The following is a 22126-nucleotide window of genomic DNA, read 5'->3' as shown; positions in this document are numbered from 1 at the left end:
ATGTCCGACGGCACTCCGGAATCCGCGCTCCCCGGCCCCCCGGACGCGGGGCGGCGACCGGAGGCCGATGAACCGCGGGGTGTTCCGGCCGGCGGACGGAGCCCTCGCTCACGGGCACGGCTCTGGGTGACGGCCCTCTCCCTCCCGCCCCTCGCCCTGCTCGCCGCCGCCGCGTGGTTCGGACGGTCGGTCAGGCCCGGCGCGGACGACTGGTGCTTCCTTCCCGTGGTGCGGGACGACGGGCTCACGGGCCTCATCGGGCAGTTCTACTTCGAGGACAACGGGCGGGTCGCCAACGCCCTGCTCGTCGGCGCCTACGCGACGTTCCAGGTCCCCGGCCACCAGTGGTTCGGCCTGATCAGCGGCGTGCTGACACTCGTGGTGCTCCGGGCCGTGGCGGTCCTCGCCCTGCGGCGCGCCGGGCTCACCGTGCCGCGCGGGCTGCCGCTGCTGCTCGCCGCCATGGCGACCGCCCTCTTCCTGTTCGCCACGCCCAACACGTACAAGACCTTCTACTGGCCGGCCGCGTCGGTCTCGCACACCCTGCCGCCCGTGCTGGCCTGCGCCGCCCTGCTGCCGTTCCTGGCGGCCCGTTCGCGTCGCGGGAGGGGTGTGGCCCTCGCCGTCGCGGCGTTCGCCGGTCCGGTCATCGGCACCCTGTCGGAGGAGACCGCGCTCGTGGTGGCGGTGCTGCTGGCGACCACCCTCCTCCTCAGCATCCGTGCCGCCGCGGGGCCGTCCCGGAAGTTCCTCCGCCTGTGGTGCGTGGCGGGGATCGCCGGGGTCGGGGCCGGGGCCGTCGTCCTGGTCACGTCCCCCGGCTCGAACCACCGGCGGGAGCGGTTCGGGGCGGGCACGACGTCCATGGTCGCCCCGGAGTCGCTCGCCGCCTCCCTGCGCGGGTTCACGGAGATCGTCCTCACCGTGATCACCACGTGGCCGTACATCGGGGCGGTCGCCGTGGGCGTGCTCCTGGGCCTGCTGTGCCGACGCCAGGACGGGAACCCGCCGCGTCCGCCCGCCGGATGGCCTCTGACGGCGTGTGCCGGAGTCGTCGCGTTCCTGGTGTCCGGCTACGTCTGCACGGTCATCACCTACCCGGTGTTCCAGGACCGTGTGAGCGCGCCCAGCGCCGCCCGTCTCTGGAACGACTACCTCCTGCTGTTCGTGGTCCTGCTGATCGGTGCCGGCGCGCTGCTGGGGCTTGCCGCGAGGAGCCGTACGCGTACGGCGGCCGGCCCTCTGCGCGCGGTGTGCGCGGTGCTCTGCGTCCTGGCCTGCGTCGGCCCGGCCGTCGGACTGCTCGGCCTCGACGCGGACCTGCGCGCACGGGCCGTGAAGTGGGACGCCCAGGACCGGCGGCTGCGCACGGGGGCGAGCGCCGGCGTGGAAGTCCTCCCCTACGAGCGGCTGGTGATCAGCCAGATGCTGGAGCCGTTCAGCCGACGGGGCCGCACCTACTGGCCCGGAGGGTGCGTCGCGGACTACTACCGGATCGACCGCGTCACCGACGCGACGCGGCCCGCCGGGCGGCCGTAGGGTGGGCGGACTGGTGTGCACACGCGTGCGAGGGGAATCGGGGGCGGCGTTCCGATGGACGTGGGTTGCGGTGGCCCCGACGGGCGGGACGGCGAACGCCTGGCCTCGTACAGCGCCGTCTCCACGTCTCTCGCCCTGCTCAGCGATCGCCGACTGGCCGAGCAGGTGGATTCCGCCGTGCCGCTGGGCTCAGGTATCGGCGGGAGGTCCGCACTGCTGGAGGTCGCCGGAAGACCCGTCTTCGTGAAGCGGGTGCCACTCACGGATCTTGAGCGGCTGCCGGAGCACGTGCGGTCCACGGCCAACGTCTTCGAGCTTCCCACCTTCTGTCAGTACGGCGTCGGCGGGCCCGGCTTCGGGGCATGGCGGGAGCTCGCCGTTCACACCATGACGACGGACTGGGTGCTGTCAGGGCAGTACCAGGGATTTCCGCTGATGTACCACTGGCGTGTGCTGCCGGACACGGCCGTGCTTCCCGGGGAACTCGCCGATGTGGAGCGGGCCGTGGCCTTCTGGGGAGGTGGCCCGGAGGTGCGCCGTCGCATCGAGGCGCTCCAACAGGCTTCGGCGAGCCTCACGTTGTTCCTGGAGTACATCCCTCGAACGCTCCACGAGTGGCTCACCGAGCAGGTCCAGGCTGATGCCGACACCGCCGACCGGGCCTGTTCCCTGGTCGAGAACGAGCTGGAGGCCGGTACGTCCTTCATGAACGCTCATGGGCTTCTGCACTTCGACGCGCACTTCGAGAACATCCTGACCGACGGCCGGCGCCTCTACTTCGCCGACTACGGCCTCGCCCTCTCGTCCCGGTTCGATCTGTCACCGTCCGAGATCCGCTTCTTCGGACTCCACGCGACCTACGACCGCTGCTACACGGTCAGTTGGCTGGTGAACTGGCTGATCACGGCTCTGTACGGATACGAACGGACGGAACGCCTGGCACTCATCCGCGCCTGTGCGGAAGGGAGGGAGCCGCCGCGCGGTCCGCGAGGGGTCAGGGCGTTCCTCGCTCGCCATGCACCGCTCGCCGGGGTGCTGACGGACTTCTACCTCAAGGTCCAGGACGTGAGCAGGACCACCCCCTATCCGCGGGAGGAACTTCGACGGGCCCTTCATGCGGCCGGATCACGTCGTGCCTGACCAGGTGCTGACAGGTTCCGCGGCCCGCGAGGCCGGGCGGCATCAGTAACACACGTGACACACCTGCGTATTGAACCCATCCCGGAACGATCATAGACTTCGTCGCCGTCGGCTCCGGTCCGTATCCGCGCCTGTGACCCAGTTCCGCGGACGTGCGCGCGACCACCGTCGCACCCGTCACGGCGGGCCGGGGGCCGCTGCTCGGCCTGCACCACTGCGTAACCCCGTACCCACGAGCCGGGAGAAGCATGTGAGAGCACGTCGCACGGCCGGATGGGCCGCCTCTGCACTCGTCACGAGCCTCGCTCTGACCGGCGTACTCGCCGGCCCCGCCGCCGCCTCCGGGCCGGCCGCGGAGCAACGGCCGGCCGGCCCCGTCACCCATCAGGAGAACGACCGCGTGCCGGAGGGGGCGCGCTGGACGCAGCACTACTTCCCGTCCTCGGACAACTCCGGTACCGAACTGCACGCGGACGTCCTGCTGCCCGAAGGGCTGCCGGAGAAGGCCGAGGTGCCCGTCATCCTGTCGGTCGGGCCGTACTTCGGTCACTCCGGGCAGTCCGGCGCCGAGGGCTGGACGCACACCGGCCCCTCCACCCGCTTCCAGGACTTCATCGAGGGCACCGACCTCTTCGACGAGGGCTACGCCTTCGTGATGGTGGACCTGCGCGGCTTCGGCGGCTCGACCGGCTGCCTCGACTGGGGCGGGCCGGGTGAACAGGCGGACGTGAAGGCGGCCGTCGACTGGGCCGCGAGACAGCCCTGGTCCACGGGCTCGGTCGGTCTCTACGGCAAGTCCTACGACGCGCTGACGGGCCTCATCGGCAACAACCTGGACCAGCGGGCGCTCAAGGCCGTCGTCGCGCAGGAGCCCGTCTGGGACATGTACCAGTACATCTATTCGAACGGCGTGCCCCGCCCGAACGTCTCCGGGACCGCCAACGCCTACAACTCCATAGCGACGCTCCGCCAGCTGCCGGACGACGACGCGCACTACCTGGCCAACTCCCGTTACGAGGAAGGCCATCCCGAGTGCCTGACGCAGAACTCGGCCGGGTACCGGATCGCCGACCAGGACGACCCTCACTGGGTGTCCCGCGACCTCGCGAACGCGGCCAGGGGCACCGACACCCCGCTCTTCGTCACCCAGGGGTTCATCGAGAACAACACCAAGCCCGAGGAGATGCAGGAGTACCTCGACAACCACAAGGGCCCGGAGCGCGGCTGGGTCGGACAGTGGGAGCACGTACGCGGAGGTGACCGCACGTCCGACGGCCGTCTGTCCATGGGGCGTGAGGGCTGGTACGACGAGACCCTCTCCTTCTACGACCAGTACCTCAAGGGCATCAGGCCGGCGGCACGCTATCCCGCGTACTCCGTGGAGGACTCCACCGGCGCGTGGCGGGCCCAGCGGACCTGGCCGGTCGTCGAGCGGCACGTCACGCTGCCCCTCGGCGGCGGCTCGTACGTGGACGACGGCGGCCTCTCCGGGATCGCGGCCCTGGGCCCGTCAGGCGGACCGGCGCCCCGGGGCCACTCGGGGAGCTCCGGCGCGTGGGACATGGAGAACGCGCCGAGGACGGACCCGACGGCACCGAGAGGCCTGGCCGGCGGGCTGGCACGGCTCCAGGAGACCGGCCAGGTCACGTCGAGCTTCTTCGTGTGGTCCGAGGCGCTCAGGAAGGCCGTGCGGGTCACAGGGACCCCGCAGGTGAGCCTGAGCGCCGAGGGTGAGGGCAATGTGATGCTCAAGCTGTACGACGTCGCCCCGGACGGCACCGCCGTCATGTTCGACGAGCAGGTCTCGCTGCTGACCACGGGCAGGCTCACCGTCGACCTCAAGGCGACCGACTGGACCCTGGGGGCCGGGCACGTGCTGGCCGTGGAGGTCGGTTCCATCCGGACCGGCTCCTGGCGCGACACACCTTCCGGCGAGACGATCGAGGTCAAGGGGGCGCGACTCCGGCTGGCCCTGGACGACCCGTCCGACGACGTCGCGACCGGTGGTGCCCGGTCTCCGTATCTGGACACCTACCTGAGCCAGTACACGGTGGACCTGCCGGCCGGCCCCGGCACGTTCACGGTGGTCCCCGGCGGGCGCCTCTGACCCACGTCCCGCGCCGGCCGTGGCTCCCTGATTCCACCGGGAGCCACGGCCGGCGTCCGCGCACCCCGGAACCCGGGCCGGGTTCCGGGGTGCGGCATGCCGTGGATGCGGATGCCACCGTTTCCGGTCTCACCTGCTGAAACAGTGGCCGGTCCGTACTTGAGCCGGGCGGTGCCTCTCCCCCACAATGCCTGACATGACCGCTGCTGCCGACCTCCTCGTGGCGCGCCTGCACGTCGACCTGTGTCGCCAGTCCAGCGCGACCTGTCGCCGCTGACGCCTGTCGGGCCCCGGGGCCGTAGGGCCTGCGCCCTCCCTCTTCCGACGCATCCGCATTCCCACGGCGCCGCGCATCGCCGCCGTTCTCGCCTCGTGTCTCGCGTGCCTCGACGCGTTCCCGAACGTACGCCGTCGGGCCGCTGGGCCATGCCCTGAAGGGCGTGGCCGGCACGTCATCCTCCGCACCCACCTCCGGAGCACCCATGTCTGCCCTGACCTTCCATTGGTTCCTGCCCACGACCGGTGACAGCCGGCACGTCGTGGGCGGTGGCCACGGTTCGACGCCCGGCGCCGCCGGCGGGGACCGTCCGGCCTCCGTCGAGTACCTCGGCCAGATAGCCCGCACGGCGGAGCAGCTCGGCTTCGTCGGTGCCCTCACCCCCACGGGCGCGTGGTGCGAGGACGCCTGGATCACGACCGCCATGCTCACCCAGGTCACCGAGCGGCTGAAGTTCCTGGTCGCCTTCCGCCCCGGCCAGATCAGCCCGACGCTGTCGGCGCAGATGGCCGCGACCTACCAACGGCAGTCGCACGGGCGGCTGCTACTCAACGTCGTCACGGGAGGCGAGTCCGCGGAGCAGCGCGCGTACGGCGACTTCCTCGACAAGGACCAGCGGTACGCCCGTACCGGGGAGTTCCTGGACGTCGTACGCAGGCTCTGGACGGGCGAGACCGTCGACCATCACGGCGAGCACCTGCGGGTCGAGGCGGCCAGGCTGAGCCGGCTGCCCGAACCGGCACCGCAGATCTACTTCGGCGGCTCGTCGCCCGCCGCCGGAGAGGTCGCGGCGCGGTACACCGATGTGTATCTGACCTGGGGCGAACCGCCTCAGCAGGTGAAGCAGAAGATCGACTGGGTGCGCTCGCTGGCCACCGCGCAGGGCCGCACCGTGCGGTTCGGCATCCGCCTGCACACCATCACCCGGGACACCTCCGCACAGGCCTGGGCCGAGGCGGAGCGGCTGCTCGCGGCCATGGACCCGGAGCGCGTCAAGGCGGTGCAGGAAGGGCTGGCGACCAGCGAGTCCGAGGGGCAGCGGCGGATGCGCGAACTGCACCACAGCGGCGACACCACGAACCTGGAGATCTACCCGAACCTCTGGGCGGGTGTCGGGCTCGTCCGCGGCGGCGCGGGCACGGCGCTGGTCGGCAGCCACACGGAGGTCGCGGACCTCATCGAGGAGTACCACCGGCTCGGCATCGACGAGTTCGTCCTGTCCGGAGTCCCGCATCTGGAGGAGGCCTACTGGTTCGGTGAAGGGGTGCTGCCGCTGCTGGAGAAGCGCGGTCTGTGGCGCCACCCGGCCGGTCCGCGTCCCGTCGAGGCGGGCATCGTCCCGTTCGCCGGCCGGTGAGCGCCGTGCCCGTGCCCTCGGAGGCACCGCGGAACGCCCCGGAAGCTCCGGAACTCCCGGAACCGGAGCCGGGTGCCACGACTCCCCGGCGGCTGAGGACGGTGGTGTTCGCCAGTCTGCTGGGCACCACGGTGGAGTGGTACGACTTCTTCCTCTACAGCACGGCCGCCGGGCTGGTCTTCAACAAGCTGTTCTTCCCCACAGCCGACGGCACGGTCGGCACGATGCTGTCCTTCGCGACGTTCGCGGTGGGCTTCGTCGCCCGGCCCGTGGGCGGTCTGCTCTTCGGGCACCTCGGCGACCGGATCGGCCGTAAACACACCCTGGCCTTCACCATGGGGCTGATGGGTGTCTCCACCGCCCTCATCGGTCTGCTGCCCACGTACCAGCAGGTCGGACTCCTCGCCCCCGCGCTGCTCCTGGTCCTGCGCGTCGCCCAGGGCGTGGCGCTCGGTGGGGAATGGGCCGGGGCGGTGCTGCTGGCCGTGGAGTACGGGCCGGCGGGACGCAAAGGCCGCTTCGGCAGCTATCCGCAGATCGGACTGGCCCTCGGACTGGCGCTGGGCACCGGGGTGTTCGCCCTGCTGAGCAACGTGCTCAGCGAGTCGGCGTTCCTCGACCACGGGTGGCGGATCGCCTTTCTGATCAGCCTGGTTCTCGTCGTCGTCGGGCTGACCGTCCGTCTGAAGATCGACGAGACACCCGCGTTCCGTGCCGCCCGCCGCCTCCAGGAACTGCCGCGTGCGGCGCCGCTGGTGGAGCTGGTGCGTGAGCCGGCCGCGCGCCGACACGTCGTGCTCGGCATGCTCGCCCGGTGGGGCGAGGGGGCCGCCTTCAACACCTGGGCCGTCTTCGCCATCACCTACGCGACGGGGACGCTCGCGCTGGACCGCACCCCGGTCCTGCTCGCGGTCACGGCGGCGGCGGTCGTCATGGCCGCGATGATCCCGTTGTCCGGATCCGCCGTGGACCGCTACGGGGCCCGCCGGGTCTACCTCGTGGGCATGGCCGCCTTCACCGTTTCGGTCTTCCCCGCCTTCTGGCTCTTCGGCATCGGCGGGACCTGGGCCTTCGCGGCGGCGCTCGTCGTGACGCTGGGCCTCGTGCACGGCTCGTTCTACGGGGCCCAAGGCACCCTGTTCGCAGCCCTGTTCGCGACGCCGGTCCGGTACACGGGCATGTCGTTCGTCTATCAGATGTCCGGCATCTTCGCGTCCGGTATCACTCCGCTCATCATGACCGCGCTGCTGGCGCTCGGGACAGGGAGCCCCTGGTGGGCGTGCGGCTATCTGGTGCTGACCGGGCTGGTCAGTGTGTGGGCGACCGGCCGGCTGCGGGACGGGGACCAGCACGTGCCGACGGGACGCGCCTTCCCGGCCGCGGCTTCTCCGGACGGCTCCTCCGCACTGGTGGGGGCGGGAAGCGCCCGCTCCTGAGGAAGGGATGAACGGTCACGCACCGGGCCGGGACCGGACCGCCACGGAGGTCGTCTCCACGGCGGGCCGGTCCCGTCGTACGACAGGGGCACCCTCACCCCAGAGGGGGCAGGTCCAGGTGTTCGCGCAGGGTGGTGCCCTGGTACGCGGTGCGGTGGACGCCGCGCTCCTGGAGTTCGGGGACGAGCTTGTCGACGATGTCCGTGAGAGAGGCCGGAAGCAGGTGCGGCAGGAGGTTGAAGCCGTCGACGGCGCGGGTGCTGACATAGCGCGTCCACTCGTCGGCGATCGCGGCGGGCGTGCCGACGAAGGACGGGTGCCCCGGGGACACCTCCAGCACCAGTTCCCTTATGGAGAGGGAGCGTTCCTCCGCCAGCTCCCGCCACTTCCGGATCAGGGCCGCCTTCCCGCTGCGGAGCTCGATGGAGATCGTGCCTCGGGACGGATCGAGCTCTTCGGCACCGGGCTCGATGTCGGGCAGCGGACCGTCCGGGTCGTAGGCGGACAGGTCGGTGCCCCAGTACTGCTCGAGGTAGGCGATCGCGCGGGGCCCGTTGACCTGCTCGCGGCGCACCCAGCGCGCTTTCTCCTCAGCGTCGGCAGCCGTGTCGCCGAGGACGACGCTCGCGCCCGGCAGGATCCGCAGCGAATCGGGCGTCCGGCCGTGGCGGGCCAGCCGGTCACGCAGATCCGCGGCGTAGGCGACGGCCTTGCCGTACTCGGTGTTGGCGGAGAAGACCACGTCGGCGTGGCGGGCGGCGAGCTCACGGCCGCCGTCCGAGTCACCGGCCTGGAACAGCACGGGACGGCCCTGGCGGCTGCCCGGCAGGGTGGCGGTCGCGCGCAGTCGCACCAGGTCGCCGTCCCGGTGGACCGGACGGATCGCGCCGGGCCGCGCCCAGTTCGCGGCACGGCCGTCGGGCGCGACGGTGTCCGGGGCCCAGGACGCCCACAGCTCCTGGGCCGCTTCGACGAACTGTGCCGCGCGCTCGTAGCGGCGCTCGTGCTCCAGCCAGCCCCCGTGGCGGAAGTTCTCCCCGGTCCAGGCGTTGTCGGTGGTGACGATGTTCCAGCCCGCCCGGCCGTCGGACAGCAGGTCCAGGCCGGCCAGCCGTCGGGCCAGGTCGGCCGGATAGTTGTAGGTGGTGTTCTGGGTCGCGACGAGGCCGATGCGTTCGGTCACCGCGGCGAGCGCGGACAGCTGGGTGATCGCGTCGGGCCGGCCGGCGATGTCGAGATCGAAGACCTTGCCGCGGTTCTCCCGTACGCGCAGCCCTTCACCGAGGAAGAACGCGTCGAACAAGCCGCGTTCCAGGATCCGCGCGGTCTCGGCGAACGTCTCGAACTCCGTGTGCGACGGCGCGTCGGGGTCGGTCCAGATCAGCTGGGGCCCGACGCCGGTGAAGAAGACACCGAGGTGGATCTGCGGACGGGGATTCTGTTCGGTCATGGCACTCACCTCAGGCGTTCGTGGCCGCCGCGGCGGCGAATCGGCCGGCGGGACGGGGAAGGCCGAGCGTCTCGCGCAGGGTTCCGCCGGCCCGGGGCGCCCCGCCGACCTTCGGGAGGACCTGCCGGGCCAGGACGGGGAGGTCCACGGCGAGTACGGCCGGGTGCAGCCTGACGCCGTCGACCGATTCGGCCAGTTCGCGGAGCAGTTCCAGCAGGGACTCCGGGGAGCCGGTGTGACGCAGGCGTCCGGATTCCGGCCGGGCGGCGGCTCCGTCCAGCTCCGCGAGCCGGTCGGCGGCCGGGACCTCCGCGTCAAGGACGACCTCCACTTCGGCGAAGACCAGGGGCGCGCCCGCCTCCCTGGCCGCGCGCGATCTCGCCGCGATCGCCGCGAGACCGGGTCGCCCGACGAGCACGACGTCGGCCCGCGCGTCGACGGCCAGGGCGTCGGAGGCGAGGACCACCACCTGGCCCTGGGGCGGACGCGGCGTGATCAAGGGCCCTTTGACGGTGAAGGAGGCACCCTCGAAGTCGATGTGGTGCACCCGCCGCGAGTCCAGGAACCTGCCGGTCGCCACATCCTTGATGACGGCGTCGTCGTCCCACGAGTCCCACAGGGCGCGGGCGGCGTCGATGACGTCGGCCGCCTCGCGGGCCAGCGCGGCGGCGGGGAGCGCCGCTCCCCCGACGGTGGCGAGTTCGTCCTCGCCCGCAGCCGCTCCGACCACCCAGCCGGCCCTTCCGTGCGAGGCGTGGTCCAGGCTCGCCAGCTGCGTGGCCAGATGGAACGGTTCCGTGGTCGCGACGTGCAGGGTGGGTGCGAGGCCGATCCGGTCGGTCAGGGGGGCCACGTACGCCGCACGGGTTCCGGCGTCCATGCGTCCGGCGACGCCTGTACCCGCGTCCGGCGGCAGGGGCGAGTCGGCGAAGGTGACGAGGGCGAAGCCCGCGTCCTCGGCCCCGGAGACCACGTCCCGCAGGGCGCCCGAGGTCAGCACGGCGCCTGGTGGGCGCCCCGAGTGGCGCCAGGCCGCGGGGTGCGCGCCGTCGCCGTCGGCTTCCAGGGCGAGATGCAGGCCGGACAGCCCGGTTCTGCGGTCGGTCATGTGAGGTGCCTCCGGTCGAAGTGGAGTGCTGGAGAAGCGAGTTGACGAGGGGCGAGGAGTGGGCGTACGGCCTCGGCGTCAGGTCGGCGCGCGCCCGCCCCGGTGCCGGGGTCTGAACCCGGCCCGCGGTCCCGGCCGGCCGCGGCCTGCCGGGCGATCAGGTCGCTCACGGGGTCACCGGGTCGCCGGGCGTGGCGCCCGTCGAGCGCATCGGGGCGCCGGTGGCCGGGTTCAGTCCTGTGGCTCGCGGGTCAGCCGTGCGGGCAGCCGCACACAGGGCCGCCGGGCACAGGTGTCGCGACAGCCGCTGGAGGAAGGAAGCGCTCGGGGCGCGCGGATGACGCCTGGCCATCGGCGCCGGCCGGGACGTGCGGTGCGGACGCGCTCAGCGGCGCGGAGACGTCCCTGTACACAGCGCGCTGCTCACCCGGAGCAGGTCGACGTGGCGTCGGGCGACCAGCAGGGCGGCAGATCCGGCGCGGTGCGGCACGAGGTCGTCGCGCTCGTCGGAGGATTGCGCCTGCATGCCGGTCACCTCACAGCCGTCGGATCGGCCAGCTGGTCCAGGACGACTGCTGACTCGTACGATCGCTGCTCACGTTAACCGTTCGCCACCCGTTGAACAATGCCGCCCCGTTCGCCGCCCGGACACCTCCCACGCCTCGGGAGCGCTGCGGGCGCTCCGCCCCGGGGAGCACCGTTCATCGCGCCGAAGCTTCCTTCTCCTACCGGTGTTCGAGCTGGTACGTTGCGTGGCATCGTCCCTCCGGGGCGATGCCACGTGCCGGAAGGGACCGTGCCACTCATGCCGTACCAGCCGAATGCCGCCGGGGCCACGCCTCCGGGCCGGGCCGCTGGTACACGCCGCTCGGGATTCTTCCGTCCGCGCTTCGCCGCCCGCCGGCACATCGATCTGCACCGCTTCTCCAGCGCGATCTGTCAGGCCTGACGTCCCTCACCGCTTGACCACCGGCCCGTGTGACGGCCTGGCCCGCTCCCGTACGCGGCCCTGTCCGCCCAGGTAACCCACCGCCGTGGCCGACCTCCTCCCCTCTTGCGGAGAATCACTGATGTCCGGTCCCCGCGCCGCGGCAGGGCGGATGATCCGGATCGACGGGCAAGGCCGGACTCGACGCAAGGAGCACTGCATTGGACGTCCACGGATCCCTGACCGACGTGGTCGGCAACACTCCGCTGGTGCGGCTCAACCGGGTCACCGGCGGAGCTCCCGCACCCGTCTACGTGAAACTGGAGTACGTCAATCCAGGTGGCAGCGTGAAGGACCGCATCGCTCTCTCGATGGTGGAGGCGGCCGAGGAGGCCGGGCTGCTGCTCCCCGGTGGCACCGTCGTCGAGGGGACGTCGGGCAACACGGGGGTCGGCCTGGCCATGGTCGCGGCACAGCGCGGCTACCGCTGCGTCTTCGCGATCCCGGACAAGAGCAGCACGGAGAAGATCGCCGTGCTGCGCGCCTACGGTGCCGAGGTCATCGTCTGCCCGAGCGATGTGCCGCGCGAACACCCCGACCACGTGCACTCCGTGGCCGCCCGTGTCGCCACGGAGACGCCGGGCGGCTGGCTGGCCGACCAGTACGACAACCCGGCCAATCCACAGGCCCACTACCGGACCACGGGGCCGGAGATCTGGCGCCAGACCGACGGGCGGGTCACCCACCTGGTGTCGGGCATCGGCACCGGCGGCACCATCACCGGGACCGGCGCCTACCTCAAGGACGTGAGCGGCGGCCGGGTGACCGTCGTCGGCGCGGACCCGGAGGCCTCGCTCTACTCCGGAGGCGACGGGAGCCCGTACTCCGTGGAGAGCATCGGCCGTTACCGCCACCCCGAGACGGTGGTCGACACGTGGCCGCGGTCCTACCAGCCGGAGGTCGTGGACCGGTTCGAGCGGATCAGCGACCGTGACTCGCTGCTGACCGCACGGCGCCTGGCGCGGGAGGAGGGGCTGCTGGTCGGCGGCTCCGCGGGGACCGCGGTGGCCGCCGCACTGCGTGTGGCGGCCCGTCTGGATCCGGACGACCTCGTCGTGGTCATGCTGCCGGACTCCGGCCGCAACTATCTCTCCAAGGTCTTCGACGACGCATGGCTCGGCCGGCTCGGCTTCCTGGACGAGGTTCCCTCCGGGCTCCCCCACCCGGACGCCGCCCCCGCGCTGCCGCGCACCCACCCGTGAACGTCGCCGGAACCGGCACCGGCTGCACCACCTCGCATCGCATGGAAGGCACCCCCACCATGACCCCCTCGCACGCCCGGGCCGCCCTCTTCCCGACTCCGCGCGGGAGTACCGGCCCTGACCGCAGGGATGGGATCACCGGCGTCACCCGTCCCGACGCAGCGAGCCGCGGGGACGACTCCGTACGCTGGGCGTCGACCGGCTGGGACCATCCCGACGCGCTCGCCCTGCGGACCCGGATGGACGCCGAACTGCGGCCCCGATACGCGCCGTTCGACGCCGAGCGCGCCGGCCGGCGTCCCGGGCCGCCGGCCGCGGAGGAGATCGTCGTCACCTGGATCGCCTACGGGGGAGACGCACCGCTGGCGACGGCTTCCCTGAGACTGCTCCACGAGGCCGGCACCGAGGACCGGTACGAGGTCAAACGCGTCTACGTACATGAGGAGCACCGCGGGCGCGGCTTGGCCAGGGCCGCCCTCGACGCCGTGGAGGACAGCGCCTGGGCCCTCGGCGTGACCCGGCTCTCCCTACAGACCGGAAAGCTGCAGCCGGAGGCCATGGGGCTCTACGAACGGCAGGGCTGGCACCGCGTCGCGTGCTACCCGCCCTACGACACCGACCCGTTCAGCGTCTGCTACGGCAAGCACCTGTGAACGGCCCCCACCCACGAGCACCACACCACACCAGGGAGCGAACATGACGGTCCAGGACATCGACCGGGCGGCTTTCGTCCGGGACTGGGAGCAGTGGCACCGCGAACACGAGGAGGTCCTCGCCGGCCCGCACGGGTTCCTCGCGATCACGAGTCTGCACTGGCTGAACGCCGAACCGACCCGCTTCGAGGACGCCCCGGGTGCCTGGTCGAGCACGCCGGAGGGCGTGGTGGTCGAGCTCGCGGAGGGCGAGGAACTGACCGTCGACGGCACGGTGGTCAGGGGCCGGTACGCGTTCGGTGTCATCGGCGAGAGGGACAGCCTCTACCCCGGCTTCGGCGACGCGGTCATCGAGGTCGCCAAGCGCTGTGGGCACGACATCCTGCGCCCCCGCCATCCCGGGAACGCACTGCGGGCCGGATTCACCCGGACCCCTGCCTACGCACCCGACCCCCGCTGGGTCCGTACCGGCCGGTTCCTCCCCTTCGACCACCCGCGCGCGGTGACCGTCGGGGCCGCGGTCGAGGGCCTGGAGCACGTCTACGACTCCCCCGGACAGGTCGAGTTCGAACTGGACGGCACGGTGCACCGGCTCACGGCGTTCAACGGCGGACGCCCCGGCAGCCTGACGGTGCTGTTCACGGACACAACCTCAGGCGTGACCACGTACGCGGCGAACCGCTCCCTGCAGATCGGTCCTCCCGACGCGGAGGGCGGGGTGATCCTCGACTTCAACCGCGCCGCCAACCTGCCCTGCGCCTATACGGATCTGGCGACCTGCCCGCTGCCTCCGGCGGAGAACCGGCTGCCGGTCGCGATCGAGACCGGCGAGAAGATCCCCCTGGAGCGCGGCGGGCACGGGTGAGGGCCGCCGTGGTCCGGTGCCCCCGGGTCCCATCCGCCCGGGGCACCGGGCCATGGCGCGCGGGCCACCGCTAGCATGCGTCCTCATGATGCGCGCCTGGATGCTGCCGATGCTGTTCGTACTCTGCGGCGCACTCGTCGCGGCACCGCTGTTCACCGGAGGGCCGTCCGGCACCGCCGTCGCGCTCCTGCTGGGGTTCGTCGTGCTCGCAGGGATGTATTCGCCGCTGGCGTTCCCGCGGTCGATCGGCGCCGAGGAGGCGCAGGGCCGTAGCGCGGTCGACGGCCGGCCGGTCGTCTACTGGCGGCCGGGCTGCGCGTTCTGCATGCGCCTCCGGTTCCGTCTGGGCCGCAAGGCCCGACGGGTGCACTGGGTGAACATCTGGCGCGATCCGGCCGGCGCCTCGGTGGTAAGGGCGGCCAACGACGGCGACGAGACCGTGCCGACCGTCGTCGTGGCGGGCGTGCCGCACGTCAATCCCGATCCCGCGTGGGTGCGCGCACAGCTCGCACCGAGGTGACCGACGGGGCACCCGGCCCCGGGGCCTCGAACCGGCGACGCGGGGCCCGAGCCCCGCGTCGCCGGAAACCCGGTGGATTCCTGCCGCACCCGCTGGCTAGGGTCCTGGGATGAGTACGCGTACGTTCCGTATCACTGTCCGCGGTGTCTTCGACGGGCTCACCACCGACCAGCGCGCCGAGCTCCTGGCCCGGGCCGCGGAGCACGACGTGCTGCGCGCCGCGTTCACCCCCGAAGGACACCTCAGCTACGACATCGCCGCACGATCCGCCTTCACCTTCCGCTTCCAGGACTCCGGGGAGGAAGAGGAGGACATCCTCGAGGCGACCGAGCGGGCCGAGGAAGCGGCGAAGGCGTGGCTGGCGCAGCGCCGTTACGGCTACAAGAATCTCCGGTCCCAGGCCGAGGACCTCTCCCAGGCGGCTCCGGGCAAGCGGCAGCGCCGCGAAGCCGCACGGAAGTACACCTGAGCACCGCCGGCCGCGCCGCCCGGCGCCTGTCCGTGATCTGCCGGAGCCGGGGCAGATCACGGACAGGCTCGGCTCTCCCCGAGGACCTGGCGGGCGATGTCACACAGCGACGCGCGGGTTCTCCGGGTCGGTGTCCGGAGCCGGGTCAGCGTGTGCGGCCGGGTCCGATTCCGGCCCCGGCTCGCTGAGCTGCTCGCGCACGTAGTTCCAGACCACCGCGATCAGCGCGGCGGCGGGCACGGCGAGGAGACTGCCCACGATCCCCGCGAGGCTGCCGCCCAGCGTCACCGCGAGGAGGACGACCGCGGCGTGCAGGCCGAGCCCACGGCTCTGGATCATGGGCTGGAACACATTGCCCTCGAGCTGCTGCACCACGATGATGATCGCCAGCACGATCAGCGCGTCGGTCGGCCCGTTCGACACCAGGGCGATCAGCACCGCGACGAAGCCGGCGAACAGGGCTCCGACGATCGGCACGAACGCGGAGACGAACGTGAGGACCGCCAGCGGAAGCACCAGCGGCACTCCGACGACCCACAGGCCGATGCCGATGAGGACCGCGTCGAGGAGGCCGACGTATGCCTGGGAACGCACGAACTCACCCAGGGTCGTCCAGCCGCGCGCGGCCACGGTCGGAACGTCGGTGGCCAGGCGTCCGGGCAGCTGACGTTCGAGCCAGGGCAGGAAACGGGGGCCGTCCTTGAGCATGAAGAACATCAGGAAGAGCGCCAGGACGGCGGTGACCACACCGTTGACCACGGTGCTCACGCCCGTGACGACCGTGGTGACCATACTGCCGACGCTGTCCTGGATGCGGGCGGTCGCGGAATCGAAAGCCCCGTTGATCTGGTCGTCACCGATGTTGAGCGGCGGCCCCGAAGCCCATTCGCGCAGCTTCTGGATGCCTTCGACCACACCGTCGCCCAGCTCCCCCGACTGGGAGGCGACCGGCACCGCGATCAGCGCCACGACTCCCCCCGCGACCAGGAGGAACAGCACGGTCACGACCGAGGCCGCGAGGGCCGGGGGCCAGCCCCGCCGACGCAGGTAGCGCGCTGCGGGCCAGGTCAGGGTGGTGAGCAGCAGGCCGACGATGAGGGGCCAGACGACCGACCACATGCGGCCCAGAAGCCACATGGCCGTCGCAGCCATGACAAGAACGAGGAGCAACTCGACCGAGACGCGCGCCGAGGTACGGAGGGCGGCCCGGGTCCTGGTTGAGCTCAGCATGACAGACATGCGATCACCCTATTGGCCGAAACTCCCTCCGCGGACCGCTCCCTCGGCCGCCGTCACGAACCGGTGGTCGCAGGGCTGCCGGACCGGCCGTCGTGACGGAGCCTCACCTGTCCTGCCGGTGGAGCGGTCGCTCGACACGAGCCTGCGCCCGGCACCACGAGACGCGTGACGCGCATGTGTGGAATATGGGCGCATTTAGGCTATTTGTTTTCCATGAGCGATCTCGACTATGCCGACAGGTCCGATTTCGAGGACGCCGAGCGGGGCTTCGTCGCCGCCCTCTCCCCCGCGGTGGTCCGGACGCAGGACGGCCGGGTGATCTGGGACGGGGATGCGTACGCGTTCCTGGACGAGGACTGTCCCGGCACCGCGCACCCGAGCCTGTGGCGACAGAGCCGGCTCTGCAACACACAGGGCCTGTTCGAGGTGACCGAGGGGATCTACCAGGTCCGGAACCTCGACCTGTCGAACATGACACTGGTCGAGGGCGACACCGGCGTCATCGTCATCGATCCGCTGATCTCCGCCGAGACCGCGGCCGCCGCGCTCGCGCTGTACCGCGAGCACCGCGGCGACCGCCCGGTCACCGGGCTGATCTACACCCACTCGCACGGCGACCACTTCGGCGGCTCCCGCGGTGTCCTGCCTCACGGCCACGCCCCCGTGCCGGTGATCGCCCCGGCCGGCTTCCTCGAGCACGCGGTGGCGGAGAACGTGTACGCCGGCGGCGCGATGACCCGCCGTGCGGTCTACATGTACGGCGCCGAACTGGACAAGGGACCCGCCGGGCAGATCAGCGCCGGGCTGGGCATGACGACGTCCACGGGCACGATCACCCTCGTCCCGCCGACCCTGGACATCACCCGCACCGGTCAGGAGGAGACCGTCGACGGCGTGCGGATCGTGTTCCAGATGACACCGGACACCGAGGCGCCCTCGGAGATGAACTTCTACTTCCCCGACCGACGCGCCCTGTGCATGGCGGAGAACGCGACCCACAACATGCACAACATCCTGACCCTGCGCGGGGCGCTGGTCCGCGACACCCGGATCTGGGCGCACTACCTGGGTGAGGCGATCACCCTGTTCGGCGAGGGTGTCGAGGTCGCCTTCGCCTCCCACCACTGGCCCACCTGGGGCCGGGAGCGCATCGTCGAGCACCTGGCGGGCCAGCGGGACATGTGGGCGTACCTCCACGACCAGACCCTGCGCCTGACCAACCGGGGACTCAACGGGACGGAGATCGCCGAGCAGCTCGTGCTCCCGCCGGCGATCGCGAACCGGTGGGCGAACCGCGGCTACTACGGCTCCGTCAGCCACAACGCCAAGGCCGTCTACCAGCGCTACATGGGCTGGTTCGACGGCAACCCCGCCCACCTGTGGGAGCACCCGCCCGTCGAGCAGGCCGAGCGGTTCGCCGCCGACTACGGCGGCGTGCCGGCGCTGATCGCCAAGGGTGAGGAGTACGCGGCCTCCGGGGATCTGCGGTTCGCGGCGACGCTGCTGGGGCACGCGGTCTTCGCCGCCCCGCAGGACCCGCTCGCCAAGCAGGCGCTGGCCTCGGTGTACGAGAAGCTCGGCTTCGGCGCGGAGAACGCCACGTGGCGCAACTTCTACCTGATGGGCGCCCAGGAGCTGCGCGGCAGCATCGCACACACCTCGCTGGTGACGACCAACCCGGAGATGGCGATGGCCCTGACCGTCGACATGCTCATCGACTCGCTCGCCATCCGCATCGACGGTCCCCGTGCATGGGACGAGACGCTCTCCATGACCTGGAACGTCACGGACGAGGGCCGCACCTGGCACCTCCTGCTGTCCAACGGTGCCCTCACCTACCGGAGCGCCGACGCCGCCCCGGAGGCCCAAGGAGCGCCCCGGGCCGCCGACCTGACCTTGACGCTGACGAAGCCGCAACTGCTCGGCGTCCTGGCCGGGAACGGACTGGACGGGGTGGGCGTGCAGGGCGACCCACAGGTCTTCGCGACCCTCACCGGCCTGCTCGACACCCCCGATCCCGACTTCGCCATCGTCACGCCGTGACCCTGCACGCCACACACGCTCCGGTCACCGCCCGCGGCCAGGGTGAAGTGCCCTCACCCCGCACGCCCGGGGAATCAGGGCGGTGAGCGCGGCGCAGCTGGCGATCGGGACCGTCGGTCTCGGGTCGTTCGAACTCACCGGCGGCGGCACCTTCATCAACCTGGTCGCGGCGACCACCAACGCTCTGAACGGGGCGCTGCCGGCCCGCCGCCCCGACCACTACAAGAACTTCACCGTGGTCGGCATCCTGCTGATGGCCCTGCTCGGCGGCATCGGCGGCGGAGTCAGCCGCGACGTCATGGTCGGTCGCGTCCCGGCCGCACTGACCAATTCCTCGTACGTCGTGCTGTGCCTGATCGCCGGGTACATCGGCCACCGCCTGGCCTATTCCGAGGGGCAGTTGTTCCGCGAGGGGCTCTTCCAGTTCGTCACGTCCTTCGCCCTGCCCTGGTACGCCGTCGTCGGGGCGCAGACCGGGGCGGACGTCGGCCTGCCGGTCGTGGGGTCTCTCGTCCTCGCCGTCGTGGGCCCCACGGCGGGGCGCTTCCTCATCGACGTCTCCTGCGGCGTCCCGCCCAAGCAGTTCGTCCGGGGCGAGTGGTTCGTCGCCGTCGCCGCGCTGACCGGCGCGGTGTGGACCGCCCTCGGCCAGGCGGGGCTCCCCCGCGCCGCGAGCGCGCCGCTCGCGTTCCTGGTCGGCTTCACCGTCCGCCCCACCGCCCTGTACCGGGGCTGGGAGGAACCCCTGGCCACCGAACCGGTGGGTGTCTACCGCCACGACGACGGCCGCCCGCTTCTCGGCCGCAAGATCGCCGGCAGGTCCACCCGGGAACTGCGCCTGCTCGGCCTGACCGTCGAACCCCGCGAGCCCGGGCGTCCTCCTGCCGGCCCCGCACAGGGCGACCACGACGGTGGGCGGTGAGGCGCGCACGACACGTACGACGGCCCCGTCACGCCGTCGACGAACGCCACCCCAGCGGCGAGCGGCACCAGGCCGGCAGCCGTGGTCCTTCCCGTGCCGGGTGTCAGTTGCTGAGGTCGAACACACCCCAGGCGGTGCACGGTTCGGCCTGGACGTAGATCCTGCTTCCTCGGCCGACGGCCCGCCAGCGACCGGAGGCAGCGCCATCGGGCAGGGCGAGCACGCCGGCGCCCGTCGGCTCGACGGACGCTTCGGTGAGCTCTCCGTGGGCGAGTCGGTGCCGCTCCTCGCCGTAACCACCGTAGAAGACCACCCGATCGCCGTGAACCGCCACCGCATGGGAACCCCGTATACGGTTCGCCCACACCCTCACGGGCCGCTCGGGGCGGTCGGGGCGTATCTCGACGAGCGGGAAGTCCGTGTACGGGCACGCCCAGGCGGCGGTGCCCGACACGTTCAGGGCGTAGCAGTCGAAGAGACCGGGGATGCGGGCGTCGTCCGACGTCCAGGCGAGCCGGCCGGTGGCGCTCCAGCGGCGGATTCCGAGCGGGTTCTCGTCGAAGTGCCCGACCCAGACGTGGCCGGCCTCGTCCACGAGCAGATGCTCGATGGCGTCCCCGACGGAGAAGGACGAGGTCTCGTGGCCGTGCGCGTCGAAGACCTGGACCTGGTTCGAGTCCTTGGACCGGCGGGCGCGAGAGGCGGCGACGACGAACCGGCCGTCGGGCAGTCGGTCCAGGTGCGGCCAGCGGGCCCGCACGGCGCTCAGTTCGGTGTGTTCGACGCTGCCGTCCTGATGGACGGAGACGACCAGGGCGTCGAAGGGCCGGATCTCGCCGCGGGGCTGCGGAGGGCGTTCACCGAGCAGCCAGTGTGCGGTGCCGAAGACATCGACGGTACTGGTCAGGACGTGGCGCTCGTGGTGCGCTCGGGGAAGGTGGGCGTAGGGAACGAGGGCGGTCGTCTGCACGGGCGGGCTCTCCTGAGTGGGCGGTCACGGCCTTCGGGCGCTGCGGTGGGCGGCGCGCGAGCGGTGGAGAGATGAGCGGGGCTCCTGGACGGCACGGCCCTTTCCGGTCGTCATGAGGTGATCATCGTCGACGCCGACCGCGTGACCAACCATTTAGGTACGCGTGGCGACACCCTGGGAGCCGCCGAGGCCAAGTCGTTCCAGCCAGGCCCTGAGGACGGTGTCCGCTTGTGCGACTTCTTCACCCTGGACCGCCAGGCCGTCGGCAAAGGCCGCGCCCCTACAGGAGGCCGCGTAATCGCGTGCGGTGGTACCCAGGCCACTCATGGCATGGGTGGTGAAGGGAACAACGGTCTTGCCGGAGAAGTCGAGCCGCTCAGTGAAGGTCGTCATGATCATGGGCGCGCGGACGTTCCAGATGGGGCTGCCCAGCAGCACGGTGCCGTACCCGTTCAGCTCGGGCAGCGCGCCCTTGACGGCGGGGCGGGCGTCGGCCTCCTGCTCGCCGGCATTGCGCTTGACCGTCGCGTCGTAGTTCGCCGGATAGGGCTCGACGGGCTCGATCCGGTACAGGTCACAGCCGATGAGGGCGCGGATCGTACGGGCCATGACCTCGGTGTTGCCGACCTTCAGATCGGTCCGACCGCCGTAGTGGTAGTTCTCGCCGGGCCGCGAGAAGTACGCGAGCAGCACCTTCCCCCGCACCGCACCGCTCGCTGCGGGCCTCGGCGACGACTTCTCGTCGGAGGCTGGCTGATCGTTCGCGGGTGAGCAACTGCTGAGGTGGGGTGCGGCCATGGCGGTGACTCCGGTGAACAGAGCGGCGCGCAGGATCGTTCGGCGCCGGGCTGAGCTGTGGTTCGGCTGGTTCACAGAGAGGCCCTTCGCGAGGGATCCGGCAGCGGAGGGGCGAACGACCGGCGAGGGGCCGCTCGCCCCTGGGGAGGGCGGCGGGTTTCGGGTCAGGCGTCCAGGCGGCGCTGGGCGAGCCAGGCGACGATCTCGGGGTCGTGGTGGTCGAAGAAGAGCGAGCTGCCGGTGTCGAGGGTGGCGATCCGGGCCATCTGCTCGTCGGTGAGCCGGAAGTCGAAGACGTCGATGTTCTCGGCCATGCGCTCGGCGCGGACGGACTTGGGGATGGCGATGACACCGCGCTGGGTCAGCCAGCGCAGGACGACCTGGGCGACCGACTTGCCGTACTCCTCGCCGATCCCGGCCAGGAGCGGGTTGGTGAACAGGTCGTTCCTGCCTTCGGCGAAGCCGCCCCAGGACTGGATCTGCACGCCGTGCTCGCGCATGAGGTCCTGGTAGTCGGCGCGCTGGAAGAAGGGGTGGGTCTCGATCTGGTTGACCTGCGGGGTGATCTCGTTGTTGACGATCAGGTCGAGCAGCCGGTCGGGGTAGAAATTCGCGACGCCGATCGCCTTCGCGAGGCCCTCGCGGTTGAGGGCTTCCATGGTGCGCCACTGGCCGTAGACGTCGCCGAAGGGCTGGTGCATCAGGTACAGGTCGAGGTGGTCCAGGCCCAGCTTGGTCAGCGATGTCTCGAACGCGCGGCGGGTGTTGTCCTGGGCGGGGGCGTCCTGGACCCACAGCTTGGTAGTGACGAACAGCTCGTCGCGGGCGAGCCCGCTGGACCTGATCGCGCGTCCCACCGCCTCTTCGTTGGCGTACGCGGCGGCGGTGTCGAGGAGGCGGTAGCCGGCGGCGAGTGCGTCGGAGACGGCGCGCTCGGTCTCCTCGGCGGGGATCTGGTAGACGCCGAAGCCGAGAAGCGGCATCTGCACGCTGTTGTTCAGGGTTACGTACTGCATGGGGGGCGTCCTTGACTGAGTGGGCGG

Annotated in this window: 19 protein-coding genes and 1 pseudogene; 13 read left to right on the top strand and 7 right to left on the bottom strand. The window is 71.5% G+C overall.

Annotated features, from left to right (window positions below; all coding sequences use genetic code 11):
- The 6 genes from OG488_RS36815 to OG488_RS36790 all read left to right on the top strand — a co-directional run bounded on the left by OG488_RS36815 (window position 1) and on the right by OG488_RS36790 (window position 7856).
- On the top strand, window positions 1–1539 hold the full coding sequence (locus tag OG488_RS36815; RefSeq protein ID WP_329237479.1) for a DUF6056 family protein: 1539 nt from the start codon (window positions 1–3) through the stop codon (window positions 1537–1539).
- Between the two features lie 54 nt (window positions 1540–1593).
- On the top strand, window positions 1594–2679 hold the full coding sequence (locus OG488_RS36810) for a serine/threonine-protein kinase (RefSeq protein WP_329237477.1): 1086 nt from the start codon (window positions 1594–1596) through the stop codon (window positions 2677–2679).
- A 250-nt stretch (window positions 2680–2929) separates the two neighbouring features.
- Complete coding sequence (locus OG488_RS36805) at window positions 2930–4786, top strand: CocE/NonD family hydrolase (protein ID WP_329237474.1); 1857 nt, start codon at window positions 2930–2932, stop codon at window positions 4784–4786.
- 187 nt (window positions 4787–4973) lie between these two features.
- A complete protein-coding gene (locus OG488_RS36800; RefSeq protein ID WP_362941074.1) occupies window positions 4974–5063 on the top strand; it encodes a putative leader peptide in 90 nt (29 codons plus the stop codon).
- A gap of 205 nt (window positions 5064–5268) precedes the next feature.
- A complete protein-coding gene (locus OG488_RS36795) occupies window positions 5269–6420 on the top strand; it encodes an LLM class flavin-dependent oxidoreductase (protein WP_329237471.1) in 1152 nt (383 codons plus the stop codon).
- A gap of 104 nt (window positions 6421–6524) precedes the next feature.
- The gene (locus OG488_RS36790; protein WP_329237468.1) at window positions 6525–7856 is read left to right on the top strand and encodes an MFS transporter; all 1332 of its coding nucleotides are present in this window, start codon (window positions 6525–6527) and stop codon (window positions 7854–7856) included.
- Window positions 7857–7950: 94 nt separating this feature from the next.
- On the opposite strand, the gene OG488_RS36785 is transcribed toward OG488_RS36790, so the two are convergent.
- From OG488_RS36785 to OG488_RS36775, 3 genes are all read right to left on the bottom strand, one after another.
- The gene (locus OG488_RS36785; RefSeq protein ID WP_329237465.1) at window positions 7951–9306 is read right to left on the bottom strand and encodes an NtaA/DmoA family FMN-dependent monooxygenase; all 1356 of its coding nucleotides are present in this window, start codon (window positions 9304–9306) and stop codon (window positions 7951–7953) included.
- A 10-nt stretch (window positions 9307–9316) separates the two neighbouring features.
- Window positions 9317–10414, bottom strand: a complete 1098-nt coding sequence (locus OG488_RS36780; RefSeq protein WP_329237462.1) for an LLM class flavin-dependent oxidoreductase — start codon at window positions 10412–10414, stop codon at window positions 9317–9319.
- A gap of 385 nt (window positions 10415–10799) precedes the next feature.
- Window positions 10800–10940, bottom strand: a complete 141-nt coding sequence (locus OG488_RS36775) for a putative leader peptide (protein WP_329237459.1) — start codon at window positions 10938–10940, stop codon at window positions 10800–10802.
- A gap of 623 nt (window positions 10941–11563) precedes the next feature.
- Between OG488_RS36775 and OG488_RS36770 the strand changes: the two are divergent.
- The 5 genes and pseudogenes from OG488_RS36770 to OG488_RS36750 all read left to right on the top strand — a co-directional run.
- Window positions 11564–12601 (top strand): annotated as a pseudogene (locus OG488_RS36770) (PLP-dependent cysteine synthase family protein); the annotation flags it as partial.
- Between the two features lie 62 nt (window positions 12602–12663).
- Window positions 12664–13257 (top strand): GNAT family N-acetyltransferase, encoded by a 594-nt coding sequence (locus OG488_RS36765; protein ID WP_329237456.1) that lies wholly within the window; start codon window positions 12664–12666, stop codon window positions 13255–13257.
- 43 nt (window positions 13258–13300) lie between these two features.
- Window positions 13301–14122, top strand: a complete 822-nt coding sequence (locus OG488_RS36760) for a DUF1684 domain-containing protein (protein WP_329237454.1) — start codon at window positions 13301–13303, stop codon at window positions 14120–14122.
- An 85-nt stretch (window positions 14123–14207) separates the two neighbouring features.
- Complete coding sequence (locus OG488_RS36755) at window positions 14208–14642, top strand: glutaredoxin domain-containing protein (RefSeq protein WP_329237451.1); 435 nt, start codon at window positions 14208–14210, stop codon at window positions 14640–14642.
- Between the two features lie 109 nt (window positions 14643–14751).
- Entirely contained in the window at window positions 14752–15111 is a 360-nt protein-coding gene (locus OG488_RS36750; protein WP_329237449.1) for a DUF6204 family protein, read from the top strand.
- Between the two features lie 99 nt (window positions 15112–15210).
- Here the strand turns inward: OG488_RS36750 and OG488_RS36745 are convergent, their stop codons facing one another.
- Entirely contained in the window at window positions 15211–16350 is a 1140-nt protein-coding gene (locus OG488_RS36745) for an AI-2E family transporter (RefSeq protein WP_329237446.1), read from the bottom strand.
- Between the two features lie 213 nt (window positions 16351–16563).
- Here OG488_RS36745 and OG488_RS36740 point away from each other — a divergent pair, with 213 nt between their 5' ends.
- Window positions 16564–18393: an alkyl/aryl-sulfatase gene (locus OG488_RS36740; RefSeq protein ID WP_329237443.1), complete on the top strand. Its 1830-nt coding sequence runs from the start codon at window positions 16564–16566 to the stop codon at window positions 18391–18393.
- A gap of 82 nt (window positions 18394–18475) precedes the next feature.
- Complete coding sequence (locus OG488_RS36735) at window positions 18476–19315, top strand: trimeric intracellular cation channel family protein (RefSeq protein ID WP_329237441.1); 840 nt, start codon at window positions 18476–18478, stop codon at window positions 19313–19315.
- Window positions 19316–19418: 103 nt separating this feature from the next.
- Here OG488_RS36735 and OG488_RS36730 read toward each other — a convergent pair whose 3' ends face one another.
- The 3 genes from OG488_RS36730 to OG488_RS36720 all read right to left on the bottom strand — a co-directional run bounded on the left by OG488_RS36730 (window position 19419) and on the right by OG488_RS36720 (window position 22099).
- Entirely contained in the window at window positions 19419–20285 is an 867-nt protein-coding gene (locus tag OG488_RS36730; protein WP_329237438.1) for a hypothetical protein, read from the bottom strand.
- 153 nt (window positions 20286–20438) lie between these two features.
- Entirely contained in the window at window positions 20439–21083 is a 645-nt protein-coding gene (locus OG488_RS36725) for a flavodoxin (protein ID WP_329237435.1), read from the bottom strand.
- Window positions 21084–21247: 164 nt separating this feature from the next.
- Entirely contained in the window at window positions 21248–22099 is an 852-nt protein-coding gene (locus tag OG488_RS36720) for an aldo/keto reductase (protein WP_329237433.1), read from the bottom strand.
- Between the last annotated feature and the right edge of the window lie 27 nt (window positions 22100–22126).

The sequence above is a fragment of the Streptomyces sp. NBC_01460 genome (assembly GCF_036227405.1).
GTDB lineage: Bacteria > Actinomycetota > Actinomycetes > Streptomycetales > Streptomycetaceae > Streptomyces.
Note: the sequence above shows the minus strand (reverse complement) of the source record. Positions and strands in the feature narration are given on the sequence as shown.

Coding starts and splice junctions, on each gene's coding strand:
- OG488_RS36810 (WP_329237477.1), top strand. CDS start 1,594: ATGGACGTGGGTTGCGGTGGCCCCGACGGGCGGGACGGCGAACGCCTG.
- OG488_RS36725 (WP_329237435.1), bottom strand. CDS start 21,083: ATGGCCGCACCCCACCTCAGCAGTTGCTCACCCGCGAACGATCAGCCA.
- OG488_RS36795 (WP_329237471.1), top strand. CDS start 5,269: ATGTCTGCCCTGACCTTCCATTGGTTCCTGCCCACGACCGGTGACAGC.
- OG488_RS36750 (WP_329237449.1), top strand. CDS start 14,752: ATGAGTACGCGTACGTTCCGTATCACTGTCCGCGGTGTCTTCGACGGG.
- OG488_RS36745 (WP_329237446.1), bottom strand. CDS start 16,350: ATGTCTGTCATGCTGAGCTCAACCAGGACCCGGGCCGCCCTCCGTACC.
- OG488_RS36760 (WP_329237454.1), top strand. CDS start 13,301: ATGACGGTCCAGGACATCGACCGGGCGGCTTTCGTCCGGGACTGGGAG.
- OG488_RS36720 (WP_329237433.1), bottom strand. CDS start 22,099: ATGCAGTACGTAACCCTGAACAACAGCGTGCAGATGCCGCTTCTCGGC.
- OG488_RS36775 (WP_329237459.1), bottom strand. CDS start 10,940: ATGCAGGCGCAATCCTCCGACGAGCGCGACGACCTCGTGCCGCACCGC.
- OG488_RS36785 (WP_329237465.1), bottom strand. CDS start 9,306: ATGACCGAACAGAATCCCCGTCCGCAGATCCACCTCGGTGTCTTCTTC.
- OG488_RS36815 (WP_329237479.1), top strand. CDS start 1: ATGTCCGACGGCACTCCGGAATCCGCGCTCCCCGGCCCCCCGGACGCG.
- OG488_RS36765 (WP_329237456.1), top strand. CDS start 12,664: ATGACCCCCTCGCACGCCCGGGCCGCCCTCTTCCCGACTCCGCGCGGG.
- OG488_RS36800 (WP_362941074.1), top strand. CDS start 4,974: ATGCCTGACATGACCGCTGCTGCCGACCTCCTCGTGGCGCGCCTGCAC.
- OG488_RS36740 (WP_329237443.1), top strand. CDS start 16,564: ATGAGCGATCTCGACTATGCCGACAGGTCCGATTTCGAGGACGCCGAG.
- OG488_RS36780 (WP_329237462.1), bottom strand. CDS start 10,414: ATGACCGACCGCAGAACCGGGCTGTCCGGCCTGCATCTCGCCCTGGAA.
- OG488_RS36755 (WP_329237451.1), top strand. CDS start 14,208: ATGATGCGCGCCTGGATGCTGCCGATGCTGTTCGTACTCTGCGGCGCA.